Raw genomic sequence first — 16355 nt, 5'->3', positions numbered from 1 at the left:
GCAACAGTGATGTGAAGGGGCAACGACGTGCGCGCACGGGGCATCAACTACGACACCGGTTTCCTCCCTGGGGAAGAGCTCTCCCGCAAGAACTTCACCCCTGGGACGGTCCGGCACGACATGGCGGTGATCTCCGGGGAACTGCACTGTGACGCCGTTCGTATCTCCGGGAGAGAGCCCGAACGGCTGAGCGTCGCTGCCCGGCACGCTGCGGACGCCGGACTTGAGGTCTGGTTCTCCCCCTTTCCCGTGGACCTGCCGCCCGACCAGCTACTCCCGTACTTCGCCGACTGTGCCCGTCGGGCCGAAGCCGTACGGGAGGCCGGCGCCGAGGTGGTGTTCGTGGCCGGCTGCGAGATCAGCGCGTTCTGCGGCGGTTTCATTCCGGGCGACACCTACGGCGACCGTCTGCGGGCCATGGCCGCCGCCGACATGGAGTGGTGGTCCTCCCTCGGGCCGGTGCAGGAGCGCCTCAACGCATTCCTCGCCCAGGTCGCCGCGCGTGTCCGCGCGCACTTCGGCGGGCGGGTCACGTATGCCTCCGCTCCCTGGGAGTTCGCCGACTGGAGTCCGTTCGACATCGTCGGCATCGACGCCTACCGGGCCGCCTACAACGTCGACAGCCTCCGGGACGAACTGCGGGGGCACCTCGCCCACGGCAAGCCCGTTGCGGTGACCGAGTACGGAACCTGCGCATACCGGGGAGCGGGAGAGCGCGGCGGCATGGCCTGGCAGGTGCCGCACGGTGCGGTACCGGATGAGGAGGAGCAGGTGCGCTACCTCACCGAGCTGCTGGACATCTTCGAGGCGGAAGGCGTGGACACCGCGCTCTGGTTCACCTTCGCCGGTTACAGCAGGCCCCGGGAGCAGGACCTCGGCTCCTACGGCGTCGTCCGGATGCTCGACGAGACCCGCTGGGAACAGAAGAAGGTATTCCGCACGATGGCGGCCAGGTATCGACGGAGCTGAGGCGCCAAGCCCCCAGCCCCTGACAGCACCTGCTCTGCAACACCCGATTGCCGGTCATGATGGGTGGATGGAGCGAAGCGAAGCCCCCGCCCAGGCCGGTCCGGTTCCGGCGCTGGCGCGGCTGGCCGGGCTGCTGGCGGACGAGACGCGCGCCCGGTTCTGTCTGGCGCTGCTGGACGGGCGTGCCTGGACGGCGGGTGAGCTGGCGCGGGCGGCGGGAGTCGCGGCGTCCACCGCGAGCGGGCATCTGGACAAGCTGGTGGCGGGCGGCCTGCTGGCCGAGGAGCGGCAGGGGCGGCACCGGTACGTACGGCTGGCCGGTCCGCAGAGCGCGCAGCTGATCGAGGACCTGGCGGCGCACGCGGGCCCGGCGCCCGTCCCGCGCGGTCTGCGGGAGATGTCGGCGAGCGCGGCCATGGCGCGGGCCCGTACCTGCTACGACCATCTGGCCGGGCGGCTGGGGGTGGCCGTCACGGACGCGCTGCTGGAGCGTGGCCTGCTCCAGCATTCGACGGGCTTCGCGGTGACCGAACGGGGCATCGACTGGTTCCGCGGCCTGGGCGTCGACCTCGCGGTCCGTCCGCGCGGCCGCCGTCCGATGGCCCGCTCGTGCCTGGACTGGACGGAGCGCCGCCCCCATCTGGCGGGCCTGGCGGGCGCCGAGCTGTGCACGTACGCCCTGACGGAGGGCTGGTGCGAGCGGATCGGCAGCGGCCGGGCCCTGCGGGTGACCGCACGGGGCGGGGAGGCGCTGCACGGGCTGCTGGGCGTCGCGCACCGGGAGTTCGAAAGAAATATCGACTGATGGTGCGTGGAGCGATGAGTTCCGCCGCGACCTGCCGTCTGTCTCTGTGAAAGCCACCGCACGGTGGCGGCAGCGGGTCCGCGCACACGCGGTACCGAGAGAGACGAGGCAGACCATGTCAAAGATGATCTTCGTGAACCTTCCCGTGCGGGACCTGACCCGATCCCGTGAGTTCTTCGGCAAGCTCGGCTTCACGTTCAACGAGCAGTTCTCCGACGACAACGCGGCGTCCCTCGTCATCGACGCCGACAACGGCATCTACGCGATGCTGCTGACGGAGCCGTTCTTCAAGACGTTCACGACGAAGGAGGTCGCCGACGCCGCGACGACCGCCGAGGTGATCGTGGCACTGGGCGTCGAGAGCCGTCAGGAGGTCGACGACCTGGCGGACAAGGCGCTGGCGGCGGGCGGAAAGTCCTCGAAGGACCCGATGGACGAGGGCTTCATGTACGGGCGCTCCTTCCAGGACCTGGACGGCCATCTGTGGGAGGTCATGTGGATGGACCCGGCCGCGGTCCAGGATCCGGCGGCGAGCTGAGGCTCCCGTCACGGCAGCACGGCGATGCCGTCGAGTTCGACCAGCGCCTCCTCGTCCCAGAGGCGCACGACACCGACGAGCGCCATCGCCGGATAGTCCCGCCCCGCCTGGTCGCGCCACACGCGCCCCAGCTCACGGGCGTGCTCCCGGTAGGCCGCGACGTCGGTGGTGTAGACGGTGACGCGGGTGAGGTCGGCCGGGGTGCCGCCGGAGGCGTGCAGCGCGGCCAGCAGGTTGCTCAGCGCCCTGGCGAACTGGGCGGGCAGATCAGCGCCGGTGATTCTGCCCGCCGGGTCGAGCGCCGTCTGACCGGCCAGGAAGACCAGCCGGGAGCCGGTGGCGGTGACCGCGTGCGAGAAGCCGGTGGGCGGTGCCAGGTGCGCGGGGTTCGTCCGGCGGAGAGTCAACGGTAGAGCTCCTTGGCGATGATCGAGCGCTGCACCTCGGTCGCGCCCTCGTAGATGCGGGGGGCGCGGACCTCACGGTACAAACGCTCGAGGAGATGTCCTCGCTGAAGGGCGGCGGCGCCATGGATCTGCACGGCGGCGTCGACGACGTACTGAGCCGTCTCGGTGGCCAGCAGCTTGGCCATCGCCGCGCGCTTGGCGACCCCGGCGTCTCCCCTGTCGTAGGCCGCCGCCGCCGCGTAGACGAGCAGCCGGGCGGACTCGGTGCGGGTGGCCATCTCGGCGAGCTGGTGGGAGACCGCCTGCAGGTCCCCGAGCACGCCGCCGAAGGCGGTGCGGGTGGCGGCGTGGGCGAGCGCCGCGTCGAGCGCGGCCTGTGCCATGCCCACGGCGAAGGCGCCGACGCTCGGGCGGAAGAGGTTGAGGGTGCGCATGGCGACGCCGAAGCCCTGACCGGGCTCGCCGAGCATGTCGTCGGCGGTGACGGGCACGGCGTCGAAGGTGAGAGTGCCGATGGGGTGCGGCGAGAGCATGTCCAGCGGCTCTCCGGTCAGGCCGGCGCGGTCCGCGGGCACGAGAAACGCGGTGATGCCGCGGGCGCCCGCCTCCTCACCCGTACGGGCGAAGACGGAGTAGACGTCGGCGTACGGTGCGTTGGAGATCCAGGTCTTGGTGCCGCTGAGCAGCCAGCCGCCGGACCCGGACCCGGACCTGGACGCGGGCGCGGACGTGGGCGCGGGCGTGGGCGTGGCGGTGAGGGACAACGCGGCGGCGTCGGAGCCCGCGCCGGGCTCGCTGAGCGCGAACGCGGCGATCGCGCGCCCGGCGGTGATCTCGGGGAGCCAGCGGCGCCGCTGTATCTCGCTGCCGGACTGGGCCAGCGGACAGGCTCCGAGGCCCTGCAACGCGAGCGCGGTCTCCGCCTCCGTGCAGCCACGGGCCAGGGATTCGCGCAGCAGGCACAGGTCGAGCGCGGAGACCGGAGAGCCGTCGGGCGGGAAGATCCGCGCGAGCAGGCCCAGCTCGCCCAGCGCGGCGACCAGCGGCCGGTTGATCCGGCCGTGCGCGGGTGGGTCCGTGCCGTCGGTGAGCGGACGCAGCCGCTCCGTCGCGAGGGTGCGCAGCTCCTCGCACCACCGGTCCTGCTCGGCTTCCAGCGCGAACGCCCGCATCGGCGACCCTCCTTCACGGTGCTCTGCCGTCCGCTTTATCGCGGCCCGTTGACTGCCGTCAACAACACGTTACGCTCATCGGCACACCGGCGACCGGCGCCAGAACCCTCTCCCTCGGGAATGCCGCAAGGGGGCATGAACGCCATGCAGCTGAGCCCGTCCGCGCATGTCGACACCTTCACGCGTGACCATCTGCCACCCCCCGAGCAGTGGCCGCAGCTCACCTCCGACCTGCCGGAGCTGCGCTATCCCGCCCGGCTCAACTGCGGCGAGGAACTGCTCGACCGCACCGTGGAGCGGTACGGCGGCGACCGGCCCGCGATCCTCGGTGCCGCCGAGAGCTGGACGTACGGCGAACTGCGCTCGCGCGTCGACCGCATCGCCCATGTGCTGACCGAGGAGCTCGGGGTGCTGCCCGGCAACCGGGTGCTGCTGCGCGGCCCGACCACGCCGCAGCTCGCCGCCTGCTGGCTGGCGGTGATGAAGGCGGGTGCGGTGGCGGTGACCGTGCTGGCCGTGCAGCGTCCCAAGGAGCTGCGGACGGTCTGCGAGATCGCCCGGGTGAGTCACGCACTCTGCGATGCGGGGGCGATGGACGACCTGGTCAAAGCGGAGGTGCCGGGGCTGCGGCTGACGGCCTTCGGCGGTGCGGCCTCCGACGATCTGCTGCGCCGGGCCGAGGGGCGGCCGGCGCGCTACCAGGCCGTCCGGACCGCCGCCGACGACGTGGCGCTGATCGCCTTCACCTCCGGCACCACGGGCCGCCCCAAGGGCTGTATGCACTTCCACCGCGATGTGCTGGCAATCGCCGACACCTTCTCCGCACGGATCATTCACCCGCGCCCGGACGACCTGTTCGCTGGCAGCCCGCCGCTGGGCTTCACCTTCGGACTCGGCGGCCTGCTCGTCTTCCCGCTGAGGGCGGGCGCCGCGGCGCTGCTGGAGCAGTGGAGCGGCCCGGAGCAGATACTCGGCGCCGTCGCACGGCACCGGATATCCGTGCTGTTCACGGCGCCGACCGCCTACCGGGCGATGCTCGCCAAGCTGGGCGGCGGCTCGTACGACCTCTCCTCGCTGCGCCGATGTGTCTCAGCGGGCGAGAACCTCCCCGCCGCCACCTGGCAGGCATGGCACGAGCACACCGGACTGCGCCTGATCGACGGCATCGGGGCGACCGAGATGCTGCACATCTTCATCTCCGCCGCCGATGACGCGGTCCGGCCGGGCTGTACGGGCATACCCGTGCCCGGCTTCGAGGCGCGGATAGTGGAGGAGGACGGGGTGACCGGGGTACCGGACGGTACCCCGGGCCTGCTCGCCGTACGCGGTCCGGTCGGCTGCCGCTACCTTTCCGACGAACGGCAGCGGGAGTACGTACGCGGCGGCTGGAACATCACCGGCGACACGTATGTCCGCGAACCGGACGGCTACTTCCGCTATCTGGCCCGTGCCGACGACATGATCATCTCTTCCGGGTACAACATCGCGGGCCCGGAGGTCGAAGGGGCGCTGCTGCACCACCCCGAAGTCGCCGAGGCGGCCGTGGTGGGGGTACCGGACGAACGGCGCGGTCAGCGGGTTGTCGCTCACGTGGTGCTGCGCGAGGGCGTGCCGCGCGGGGACGCGCCCCGCTCCTCCGCCGAAATCGCCGACGAACTGCGGGAGTTCGTCCAGGCGGAGCTGACGCCGTACAAGTGCCCGCGCGAGATCGTCTTCACGGCCTCGCTGCCGCGCACCCCGACCGGCAAGGTCCAGCGCTTCCGGCTGCGCGGCGCCGATCCGGCAGCCTCTAAAGTGACGCCGTGGCACAGCACCCCTCCCCCGGCTCCCTGATCGTCACCTTCTACGGCGCGTACGGGCGCGAGTTCGGCGACGGCGGCACCGTGCCCGTATCCGTACTGATCCAGCTGCTCGGGGCGCTCGGCGTCGATCCGCCGTCGGTGCGCTCCGCGGTCTCCCGGCTGAAGCGGCGCGGGCTGCTTGTCGCCGTACACCCCGGCAGCAGGTCGGCCGGTTACGCGCCCTCGGCGGCGGCCCGGCAGTTGCTGGAGGACGGCGACCGGCGGATCTACAGCCGCCCCCGTCCGGACGGCAGCTGGCTGCTCGCGGTCTTCTCGGTGCCGGAGAGCGAGCGGCGGCGGCGCCATGTGCTGCGCTCCCACCTCGCCCGCCTGGGCTTCGGCAACGCCGCACCGGGTGTCTGGATCGCACCCTCCCATCTGGAGGAGGAGACCCGGCACACCTTGCGGCGGCTGGAGCTGGCCGCGTACGTGGAGCTGTTCCGGGGCACGCACACGGGCTTCGCGGCGACCGCGGAGGCTGTCGCCCGCTGGTGGGACCTCGAGTCGCTGGCACGGCTGCACCAGGAGTTCCTCGACACCCACGAGCCGGTGCTCCGCTCCTGGTCACGGCGGCGTACGCGGCCCACGCGGGAGGCGTACCGGGACTATCTGCTCGCGCTGGACGCCTGGCGCAGGCTGCCGTACGCCGACCCGGGGCTGCCTGCCGAGCTGCTGCCCTCCGGCTGGCCCGGCGAGCGCTCGGCCCGGGTGTTCGCGGAGCTGCACGACAGGCTGCGGGAGCCGGGGGCCCGATATCCGGCGGAGCTGCGCGAGGGAGGCGTGACGGCAGCGCCGCACGGGCGACCGCACACGAGAGCGGCTGCGCGCGCTCTACCCTGAAGGCGTGTACGCGCGACGGCGACGACGCTACCTCGTGCTGATGGGAGTCTGCCTGACGCTCTTCATCAGCGCCTGGGCCTTCGTGCGCCTGTGGTCCGTGCCGGTCGCGGTGGGCATGTGCGTGGCCGCCATGGTCATTCCGCCCGTCGCGGTGATCGTCGGAAACCGCCGGGAGCCGGACGACCGCTGGTGGGACGAGTAGCACGCAGGCTGTGCCCCGTCCCACCCAGGGCGGCGGGGTCGGCGCGTCGACCTGCCGCCCCAGCGTCCCGTCATCGGGCGGAGAGCGAGCCCTCGGCCTCCTCGGACGGGTCAGCCTCGGACGGGTCAGCCTCGGACGCCTCCTGCTGCGGCGGAGCCCCGCCGGCCGGGTCGGCGCCGCGGCTCTCGCGCAGCATGGTGAGCGCGAGGACCGCGCTGATGGCGGCGATAACCGCGCAGGCGACTCCGATGGTGTTGAGCCCGTTGGTGTAGGCGTCCCCGGCGGCGGTCAGCAGCTCCCGCCCGGCGGCGTCCGGCAGGTCCCGGGCGGCCGTCATGGCGTCCTCCATGCTTTCCCGGGCGGCGACTTCGGCGCCGCCCGGGGTGTCGGCGGGCACGCTGACCGTATCGCGGTAGACGGCGGTACCGAGGCTGCCGAGGGTGGCGACGCCGAGCGCGGTGCCCAGGTCACCGCTGATGGAGGAGAGTGCCGCCGCGGATCCGCCCTTCTCCGGCGGCACGGACCCGACGACCAGGTCGGTGCCCAGCGCCCCGATGGTGCCGACACCAATAAAGATGATCACCAGACCGGCGATCAGCAGCGGCAACCCGCCGACCGGGTCGACGAAGACGATCAGCAGGTAGCCGATCGTGCCGGTGATCAGGCTCACTCCGATGACGATGCTGAGCGGGTGCCGCCTGGCGAGGGCCGGAGCCAGCTGCGCGGCGAGGATGGACGCGACAGCCGAGGGCACCATCCACAGACCGGCCTCCATCGGCGACAGCCCCTGAACCATCTGGAGGAAGCCGGTGATGAAGAGGTAGCCGCCGCCGGTGCCGAGCATCGCGACCATCAGGATCAACAGCGCGGCGGTGAACGCGCCCACCTTGAACAGCTTCAGGTCGAGCAGCGGATCGGCCAGTCTGCCCTGCCGGGAGATGAACACCGCGCCGACGGCCAGGCCGACGACGAGCGCGGCGGCCGGCACCGGCTCGAGGCCGTAGCGCGCCAGCTCCTTGAGCCCGTAGATGACCGGCAGGATCGACGCCAGCGACAGCACGACGCTGAACAGGTCGAGCTTGCCGGCGCTCGGGTCCTTGTACTCCGGCAGCAGGAAGGGAGCGACGATCAGCAGCACCACCATGACGGGCACGCCGATCAGGAACACCGAGCCCCACCAGAAGTACTCCAGCAACGCGCCGCCGATCACGGGGCCGAGCGCGGTGCCCCCCATGAAGCAGCTGGCCCACACGGCGATGGCACGGCCGCGCTGGTACTTGTCAGGGAACATGTTGCTGATCAGGGCGAGGGAGGACGGCATCAGCGTCGCGGCGGCGATGCCGAGCAGGCCGCGGGTGACGATCAGCTGCTCGGCGCTGTCCGAGTAGGCGGCCAGCACGGAGGTGATGCCGACGGCCGCGGCGCCGATCATCAGCAGCTTGCGGCGTCCGATCCGGTCCCCCAGTGTGCCCATGGTGATGAGGAAGCCGGCGATCAGGAAGCCATAGATGTCCATGATCCATAGCGTCTGGGTGCCGGTGGGGTTCAACCCCTCGGCGAGGTGGGGCAGGGCCAGGAACAGCACGCTCTGGTCGAGGGCGATCAGCAGGGTGGGCAGGGCGAGCGCGGCAAGCCCCAGCCACTGACGGACCCCGGCCTTCGGGACGGCGGCCCCGGGGGCGTTCGACGACATGGAATGTCCTTTCTTGGTCCGTGATCCTCAGGAGCTGACGGCGAGGGCGGCGATCGCCGGACCGAATGCGGCGCCGAGCAGGTAGCACAGGTTGAACAGGCCCATCGCGGTGACCCGTTGGGGCTCCTGCACGGCCGCTCCGGCGTGCAGGGCGAGCGCACCCTGCCCGGTGGAGGCGGCGAGTGAGCCCGTGGCCATGCCCGCGAACAGCAGCGGCAGCACGGCAGCGCCGAAGACCACAGCAGCCACCGCGGCCGCGGCCGCGCAGGCCAGCGCGGTGGCCAGGACCGGGTAGGCGAGGCGCCCGGAGCGGGCGACCAGGTACCAGGACAGCACGCCGCCTGCCAGGTAGGGCACGGCGACGGCGATGCCGAGCCCGCCATCGCTCCACCCGGTGAGATCGTCGAGCAGCTCGGGTGCGGCGTAGACGATCCCGAAGTTGGCCACGGCGAGCAGGAACGCGATCCCCGCGCTGAAGACGAACCGGTGGTTGGTGAGCAGTGCGGCAGGCAGGAAGCCGTGCGGGGTGCGGCGCAGGTGCGCGGCCAGCAGTACCACCGCCGCGAGCGCAACGCCGCCCGCGGGCAGCGGGTGCCGCGGCACCAGCACCAGGGCGGTCACCAGGCCGACGAGCAGGGTGGCGCCCAGGGCGTCGAACCGGCTCCCCGCGCCGGTGGCGCGGTCCGCCGCGCGCCCGCGGTCTTGCGGCAGCCGAGAGGCCCCGGGCCGGTGGCGTTCCGCGCCGCGGAGCACGGCGGGTATCGCCGCGAGGCTCAGCACGGTCATGGCCAGCGCGGCGGGCCACGAGAGTGCCGAGCTGACCCGGGTGCCGATCAGTGGCGCGAGGGCGCCCAGCCCGGCCATCGACGAGGTCACCATGCCCATCGCCCGTGCGGAGTCGGCCAGGCTCATCGCGACGACCACCATCCCGGCCGCGCCCAGCGCCTGGAGTCCGGCGCCGACGACGAGGGCCGCCAGCACCGGAACGGTCAGCACCAGCCCCGCGCCGACGGCGATGAGCAGCGCACACACGGCCAGCGCGGCGCGTACGCCGCGACGGGCCACCAGCACGCCCATCGTGGGCGTGCCCACCGCGATGCCCCAGCCGTACGCGGTGACCACGGATGTGGCCGCCGGGATCGAGACTTCGAGGTCGTGCGCGATGTCGCCGAGCACGAGCGTGGGCCCGGTGATGCCGAACGACACCGGACCGGCCAGTGCCGCGAGAGCCACCGCCGGCACGCGCCGCCTCCCCACCCGGGACCCGGGGCCGTCCGGTCCCGCGCCGCGTGTCGTCCGGGGCGGCTCGCTCGCGCCCCGCGAAGTGGAGATCTCCTCGGTCGGGCGGCTCGGTGTCATGGCGGCGCTCACGCGGTGTAGGCCGAGGCGGTACGGGCGGAGTGCAGCGCATCCGCCCACCATTCGAGCCGCTCCAGCAGCCTCTTCGCGGCGGTGGACGCGCCCGTGTGCTCGCGGACCCAGCCGAGGTCGTCGACCTCGCCGTCGCTGACGTTGACGCTCACCGAATCGCGCAGCGTCACCGCGTGCAGCTCGGCGAACACCTGCCGCAGCTGCTCCACCGCTCGCAGCCCCCGCCCGACGCCGCCGTAGGAGACGAACCCGACGGGCTTGGCGTGCCACTCGCGGTAGAGCAGGTCGATCGCGTGCTTGAGGGCGGCCGGGTAGCCGTGGTTGTACTCGGGCGTGACGATGACGAACGCGTCCGCGCGGTCGATGCGGGCCGACCAGGCGTCGAGCTCCGGCGTGACCTCCTCGGTGAGGCGCACCGGGAGCGGCACCTCGAGCAGGTCCACCATGTCGAGCTCGAAGGCGTCGTACTGCTGTGCGTGAGTGGCGAACCAGCGGGCGACCGCCGCGCCGACGCGGCCCTCCCGGGTGCTGCCGATGATGACGGCGACCCGCAGCCTCTCCCCGGCGCCGGCCGAAGTGCCGGAGTCTCCGCCGCGGGTTTCGCGCGTGGTCAGCAGATCAGTGCTCATGATGCCTCCCGTAGGATCGGTGTCTCACCCCTTTGGGCGCGAGAGCTGCTCCCACAGCCGTGAGACCGGATCTCACGGGCACATCGCATGGACGAATCGGAGAGGCGCGGGCCACGCCATGTCGTACTCCCTCATCGGGCGTGAGCATCCCGCCGCGATCCTCCGGACCGAGGTCGGCCGGGTGCTGGACAGCCACGGAGGGCTGGTCTTCGTGACCGGGGAAGCCGGGATCGGCAAGACCACGCTGCTGGCCGAGGCCGCCGAGGACGCGGCCCGGCGCGGTGCACGGGTGCTGAGCGCCTCGTGCTGGGAGGGCGACGGCGCACCGGGCTGCTGGCCGTGGGTCCAGGTCGTACGGGATCTCGCGCGGACCGCGACCACGAGGGAGTGGGCGCTGGCGTCCGCGACGGCCGGAGACCGCCTGCCGGTGCTGCTCGGGGAAACCGTGCAGCCCTCCGCGGCGGCGCGGCCCGCTGCGGACAACGTGTCCTTCCGGCTGTACGACGCGTTCACCACGCTGCTCGTCACCGCCGCCCGCAGCAAGCCGACCGTGATCGTGCTGGACGATCTGCACTGGGCGGACCCGGCCTCCTTGCGCTTGCTCGACTTCCTGGCACGGCATGCCTGGTTCGAACCGCTGCTGGTGATGGGTACCTACCGCGATGTCGAGGTCGAGCAGCCGGCCCATCGGGCGCGCGGCCTCCTGCTGCCGCTCGCGTCACGCGCCAGGACCGTACGGCTGTCCGGCCTGGACGTGGCGCAGGTCGGCGCGCTGATCGAGCGCACGACCGGCAGCGCGGCCGGGGCCGGGCCGGTGGCCGAGATACACCGGCGCACCGGCGGCAACCCGTTCTTCGTCGAGCAGACCGCGCACCTCGGTGCGGGCGGGGCGGGCGGGGCGGGCGGGGAGCCGGTGGGGGCGAGCGTGCGGGACGCAGTGCAGCAGCGCCTGGGGCTGCTGCCACCCGCCGTCGTGCAGATGCTGGTCACCGCCGCCGTCATCGGCCATGAGTTCACCGGGGGTCTGCTGGCGGCAACCCACGCCGCCCGCCTCGTCCGCCCCGGCCGCCCGCCTCGCACCGAGCCGCCCGCGTCCGCGGGTCCGCACCCTCCCGCGGACCTGCCGGGCGAGATTTCCGCGCTGCTGGAACCCGCACTCGCGACCCGGCTCGTCAGTCGTACCGGAGACCGTCGGTACGCCTTCACGCACGATCTCGTGCGCGAATGTCTGTACACCTCACTCGACGCCCACCAGCGCCGCGCAGGCCATCTCGCCGTGCTCCGTGTGCTCGACGGGCAACCCGAACTGAGCCCGGCCGCCCTCGCCCACCATGGGCGGCTGGCCATGCCCCTGCTGCCGGGCGGCGAGGCCGCCGGATATCTGCTGGCAGCAGCTCGGCACGCCTGCAGCCGCCTGGCCTCGGAGGAGGCCGTGGGGCACTACCGCGCTGCCCTGGAGGCCGCCGGCCACGGCCCGGGCCGCGACCGGGCCCGGATCGAGCTGGAGCTCGCCGCCCAGCTGGACCGCGCAGGTGAACTGACCGCCGCCCGCGCGACCTTCACCTCCGTGCTCGATACGGGCCGCGAGCTGGCCGATGCCGGACTCGTCGCCCGAGCCGCCCTCGGACTGCACCGGCTCGGTAACCCGTCCCACCAGGCCAACGACGAGATCGACCTGATGGACGAGGCCCGTGCCGGGCTCGAACACCGGCCGATCCGTGGCGGCCACCAGGAGCGCGGCGACGCCGCGCTGCGTGCACGCGTGCTGGCCGCGGGCAGCATGGCCCGCACGCACCGGGCCGTCGAGCCGCACACCGCGCGAAAGCTGGGCCACGCGGCCGTCACCCTGGCTCGTGAGCAGGGCGACGAGGAGACACTCGGCTGGTGCCTGCTCGCCCACCACGACGCGATCTGGGGCCCGGGCAGCGAAGAGGAGCGAATCACCATACTGGACGAGCTCACCGCCGCCGCCCGTCGCGCCGCCGACCGCGAACTGGAGTCGCTGGCCTCGTTCCTGCGCACTCTCGCACTCCTGGAGCAGGGCAGCCCGGCCAGCCACGACGAACTCGACACCTTCACCGCGCTGACCGAACGCACCCGGCTGCCCCGCCACCGGTTCCTGGCGATATCGCGGCGCGGCACGCTGGCCGCGCTGCGGGGACGTTTCGACGAGGCGCGTCGTCACACGGACGCGGCACGCGTCCTGGGCGAACGTGTCGGCGAGGTCGACAGCCACCGGGTCTGGCGGGACCAGGTGTGGGCGCTGGAGCTGCTGCGCGGCGAGACCGACCAGGCGAGGGAAGTGGCGCGGACGGCCACACCGGGCGACCCGTTCGTCGCGGTGCTGGAGGGCATCACCGCGGCGTACCGGGGCGATGTCGACACTGCCGTACGACGCTTCCCCGAAGTCGAGGCGCTGCTGAGCAGAATGCCCTCTCGCTACGCACCGATGCTGCTGGTCTGCCGGGCCCAGCTCGCCGCCGCAACCGGCGACGACGAGCGGTGCGAACAGGCCCGCCGGGCCATCGCGCCCGTCGTGGACCGGTGGGCGGTGTTCTCCGGTTGCACCGTCTTTGGCCCGATGGCCCACTGGGCGGGCAGCATCGACGCGGCCCAGGGGCGGTGGGACGCCGCCGTCGGGCACTTCGGCGCAGCCGCCGCAGCCGCCGACCGCCTCGGCGCGCGCCCCTGGTCCGTCCTGGCGCGCGCGCAGCTCGCCCGTGCGCTGCGGGCACGCGGCGACGCCGCGGCGGCGGAGACCACACTTGCCGCGGCGGCGGACGAAGCCGCACAGCTCGGCATGTCCGCCGCGATCGAGGACGTCACCCGTGCCGTGGCGCGGCCCGCGTCGGGCGGCGGTGACGGAACCGGGCGTGGGCGGCGTACCGGCGGAGGCGGCGGCTTCGACGACGGCCCGGACAACAACAGCCCTGGCACCGACAGCTCTGCCGCCACCGACGCCGACGCCGACGCCGATCGCATATTCCGGCCCGATGGGCAGGTGTGGACCCTGCGCTACGCGGGACGTACCGCCCATGTCCGCGACGCCAAGGGCCTGCACGATCTGCGCGTCCTGCTGGGACGGCCCGGTGTGGAGGTCCCGGCCACCGAACTGCTGGCCCCGTCCGCCGCACACGAGGCGGCCGGCCCCCGCCGTCTCGGGGCTGATCCCCTGCTGGACGAGCAGGCGCGGGCCACGTACCGCGATCACGTGCGCAAGCTCGACGACGCCATCCATGAGGCCGTGGCCCGCAACGACGAGCACCGGGCCGCGGCGCTCGACGAGGAGCGCTCGGCTCTGCTGGACGAGCTGCGCCGGGCCACCGGACTCGGCGGCCGCCCGCGCAGGCTGGGTGACGACGCGGAACGGGCGCGGCAGGCGGTGACCGCCCGCATCCGGGACGTCCTGCGCAAACTCGGCACGGCGCACCCGGAACTGCACGAGCATCTCGCCGCCGCCCTCTCGACCGGTGCCCAGTGCAGTTACCGCCCCGGGACCCCGATCCGCTGGTCTCTTTGAACGTGTTCCTCGCGGTCGCACTGCCGGCGTGGTTCAGCGGCCCAGGGTGAGACGTGGCCTCGGTGCGTCCGTGCGGCCGGCCGGCGGCTTGCGGCTGCCCGCGCGGTACGGCTGCGGCCAGGGCGCTCCCGGCCCCTGGTAGCCCTGGTCGGCGGCGGCGTGCAGCGTCCAGTGCGGGTCGTAGAGGTGCGGCCTGCCCAGGGCGCACAGGTCGGCGCGGCCTGCCAGGATCAGCGAGTTCACGTCGTCCCAGGAGGAGAGGGCGCCGACGGCGACGACGGGGATGCCGGCGGAGTTGCGGATGCGGTCGGCGTACGGGGTCTGGAAGGAGCGGCCGTATTCGGGCTGCTCGTCGGAGACGACCTGGCCGGTGGAGACGTCGACGGCGTCGGCGCCGTGCACGGTCAGGGCACGTGCGACGGCGACGGCGTCCTCGCCCGTCATGCCGCCCTCGGCCCAGTCGGTTGCGGAGATGCGGACGGTCAGCGGGCGGTCGTCCGGCCAGATCTCCCGTACGGCGTCGAGCACTTCGAGGGGGAAGCGGAGCCGTCCGTCCAGGTCGCCGCCGTAGGCGTCGGTGCGCAGGTTGGTCAGCGGGGAGAGGAAGCCGGAGAGCAGATAGCCGTGTGCGCAGTGGAGTTCGAGCAGATCGAATCCGGCGGTGGCGGCGCGGCGGGCGGCGTCCGTGAACTGCCGGCGCAGCGCGGCGAGTTCGTGCCGCTCCAGTTCCTTCGGCAGTTGGCTGATCCCCGGCCGGTACGGGAGCGGGGAGGGCGCGACGAGCGGCCAGTTGCCGTCCGGGAGAGGGTCGTCCATGCCCTCCCACATCAGCCGGGTGGAGCCCTTGCGGCCCGAGTGGCCGAGCTGGATACCGATCGCCGTGTCGGGGCTGCGGGTGTGCACGAAGTCGGTGATCCGGCGCCAGCCGTCCTGCTGGCGGGAGTTCCACAGACCCGTGCAGCCCGGGGTGATCCGGCCCTCGGGCGACACGCACACCATCTCGGTCATCACCAGTCCCGCGCCGCCGAGCGCGCGGGCGCCGAGATGGACGAGGTGGAAGTCGCCGGGGAGGCCGTCCTCGGCGGAGTACATGTCCATGGCGGAGACGACGACCCGGTTGCGCAGAGTCAGGGGACCGAGCCGGAAGGGGGTGAACATCGGGGGCGTGCCCTCGGGGACGCCCGCCGCGCGCTCCACGCCGGAGACGAAGCCCGGGTCCCTCAGCCGGAGGTTGTCGTGCGTGACCCGGCGGCTGCGGGTGAGCAGGTTAAAGGCGAACTGGTACGGCGGCTGGTCCGCGTAGACCGCCAGATCCTCGAACCATTCAAGGCTGGCGCGGGCGGCGCGCTGCGTGGAGCGGACGACGGGGCGCCGCTCGGCTTCGTAGGCGGCCAGCGCCGAGGGCACGTCGGGGTGCTCCTCCAGGCAGGCGGCCAGCGCGAGGGCGTCCTCGACGGCGAGCTTGGTGCCGGAGCCGATGGAGAAGTGGGCGGTGTGCGCGGCGTCCCCGATGAGCACGGTGTTCCCGTGCGACCAGCGCTCGTTGACGACGGTGCGGAAGGCCGTCCACTGGGAGTCGTTGCCGCGCAGCGGGCGCCCGTCGAGGGTGTGCGGGAAGAGCGCGGCGCAGTGGGCGGCGGATGCCGCCTCGTCGAGCCGGTCCAGCCCGGCCGCGCGCCACACCTCCTCGCGCATCTCGACGATCACGGTGGAGGCGTCCCCCGCATAGGGGTAGGCGTGCAGTTGGGCGATGCCGTGGGGGGTCTCGGCGATCTCGAAGCGGAAGGAGTCCAGCGCGAAGCCGGCGGCCAGCCAGATGTACCGGCAGCCGTGCCGGGTGATCCGGGGGCGGAACGCCTCGGCGTGTGCCGTACGGGTGGTGCTGTGCACGCCGTCGGCGGCGATGACCAGGTCGTAGTCGGCGGCCAGCAGGGCCGCCGGAGGTGCCTCGGTGCGGAAGCGGAGCCGGACGCCGAGGGTGCGGCAGCGGTCGTGCAGGACGGCGAGCAGCTGGCGCCGCCCCAGCGCGGAGAAGCCGTGGCCGCCGGAGGTGAGGGTGCGGCCCCGGTGGGTGATGTCGATGTCGTCCCAGTGGACGAACTCCGCTCCCAGGGCGGTGTAGACGGCCGGATCGGCGTGTTCGATGCCGCCGAGGGTCTCGTCGGAGAGCACCACGCCGAAGCCGAAGGTCTCTTCGGGACCGTTGCGTTCGAAGACGGTGATGTCGCGGGCCGGGGCGAGGCGTTTGAGGAGGACGGCGGCGTAGAGCCCGCCGGGGCCGCCGCCGATGACGGCGACACGGCGCGCGGGCCGTGTCATGTCCTCGGCCCCGTCACGTCTCCGGCCCCTTCATGTCCCCAGCCCTGTC

At 72.9% G+C, this 16355-nt stretch carries 13 protein-coding genes; 7 read left to right on the top strand and 6 right to left on the bottom strand.

Annotation, left to right across the window (positions count from 1 at the left end; genetic code table 11):
- The first annotated feature begins 27 nt into the window (after nt 1–27).
- From LHJ74_RS12905 to LHJ74_RS12895, 3 genes are all read left to right on the top strand, one after another.
- Complete coding sequence (locus LHJ74_RS12905; protein WP_260218107.1) at nt 28–969, top strand: glycoside hydrolase family 113 protein; 942 nt, start codon at nt 28–30, stop codon at nt 967–969.
- A gap of 67 nt (nt 970–1036) precedes the next feature.
- Entirely contained in the window at nt 1037–1774 is a 738-nt protein-coding gene (locus tag LHJ74_RS12900; RefSeq protein ID WP_260218106.1) for an ArsR/SmtB family transcription factor, read from the top strand.
- A gap of 115 nt (nt 1775–1889) precedes the next feature.
- Entirely contained in the window at nt 1890–2312 is a 423-nt protein-coding gene (locus LHJ74_RS12895) for a VOC family protein (protein WP_260218105.1), read from the top strand.
- Nucleotides 2313–2320: 8 nt separating this feature from the next.
- Here LHJ74_RS12895 and LHJ74_RS12890 read toward each other — a convergent pair whose 3' ends face one another.
- Both LHJ74_RS12890 and LHJ74_RS12885 read right to left on the bottom strand, forming a co-directional pair.
- Nucleotides 2321–2719 (bottom strand): RidA family protein, encoded by a 399-nt coding sequence (locus tag LHJ74_RS12890; protein ID WP_260218104.1) that lies wholly within the window; start codon nt 2717–2719, stop codon nt 2321–2323.
- Nucleotides 2716–3891, bottom strand: coding sequence for an acyl-CoA dehydrogenase family protein (locus LHJ74_RS12885; protein ID WP_260218103.1), 1176 nt, complete (start codon nt 3889–3891; stop codon nt 2716–2718). The genes LHJ74_RS12890 and LHJ74_RS12885 overlap by 4 nt, the downstream gene beginning before the upstream one ends.
- Nucleotides 3892–4035: 144 nt before the next feature.
- Here LHJ74_RS12885 and LHJ74_RS12880 point away from each other — a divergent pair, with 144 nt between their 5' ends.
- The 3 genes from LHJ74_RS12880 to LHJ74_RS12870 are packed head-to-tail and all read left to right on the top strand — an operon-like array spanning nt 4036 to nt 6774.
- Complete coding sequence (locus LHJ74_RS12880; RefSeq protein WP_260218238.1) at nt 4036–5724, top strand: AMP-binding protein; 1689 nt, start codon at nt 4036–4038, stop codon at nt 5722–5724.
- A complete protein-coding gene (locus LHJ74_RS12875; RefSeq protein WP_260218102.1) occupies nt 5694–6572 on the top strand; it encodes a PaaX family transcriptional regulator in 879 nt (292 codons plus the stop codon). The genes LHJ74_RS12880 and LHJ74_RS12875 overlap by 31 nt, the downstream gene beginning before the upstream one ends.
- 4 nt (nt 6573–6576) lie before the next feature.
- Entirely contained in the window at nt 6577–6774 is a 198-nt protein-coding gene (locus LHJ74_RS12870; RefSeq protein ID WP_260218101.1) for a DUF3099 domain-containing protein, read from the top strand.
- Nucleotides 6775–6844: 70 nt separating this feature from the next.
- On the opposite strand, the gene LHJ74_RS12865 is transcribed toward LHJ74_RS12870, so the two are convergent.
- From LHJ74_RS12865 to LHJ74_RS12855, 3 genes are all read right to left on the bottom strand, one after another.
- Nucleotides 6845–8467 carry an MFS transporter gene (locus tag LHJ74_RS12865; RefSeq protein WP_260218100.1) on the bottom strand — a complete coding sequence of 541 codons (1623 nt, stop codon included), beginning with the start codon at nt 8465–8467 and terminating at the stop codon, nt 6845–6847.
- A gap of 27 nt (nt 8468–8494) precedes the next feature.
- Entirely contained in the window at nt 8495–9709 is a 1215-nt protein-coding gene (locus LHJ74_RS12860) for an MFS transporter (RefSeq protein ID WP_260218099.1), read from the bottom strand.
- Between the two features lie 125 nt (nt 9710–9834).
- Nucleotides 9835–10467, bottom strand: coding sequence for an NADPH-dependent FMN reductase (locus LHJ74_RS12855; protein WP_260218098.1), 633 nt, complete (start codon nt 10465–10467; stop codon nt 9835–9837).
- 118 nt (nt 10468–10585) lie between these two features.
- Here LHJ74_RS12855 and LHJ74_RS12850 point away from each other — a divergent pair, with 118 nt between their 5' ends.
- On the top strand, nt 10586–13987 hold the full coding sequence (locus tag LHJ74_RS12850; protein ID WP_260218097.1) for an ATP-binding protein: 3402 nt from the start codon (nt 10586–10588) through the stop codon (nt 13985–13987).
- 33 nt (nt 13988–14020) lie between these two features.
- On the opposite strand, the gene LHJ74_RS12845 is transcribed toward LHJ74_RS12850, so the two are convergent.
- Nucleotides 14021–16306: a bifunctional salicylyl-CoA 5-hydroxylase/oxidoreductase gene (locus tag LHJ74_RS12845; protein WP_260218096.1), complete on the bottom strand. Its 2286-nt coding sequence runs from the start codon at nt 16304–16306 to the stop codon at nt 14021–14023.
- Nucleotides 16307–16355 lie beyond the last annotated feature (49 nt).

The sequence above is a fragment of the Streptomyces gossypii genome, assembly GCF_025165795.1.
In the GTDB taxonomy this organism is placed as follows: Bacteria; Actinomycetota; Actinomycetes; order Streptomycetales; family Streptomycetaceae; genus Streptomyces; species Streptomyces gossypii.
Note: the sequence above shows the minus strand (reverse complement) of the source record. Positions and strands in the feature narration are given on the sequence as shown.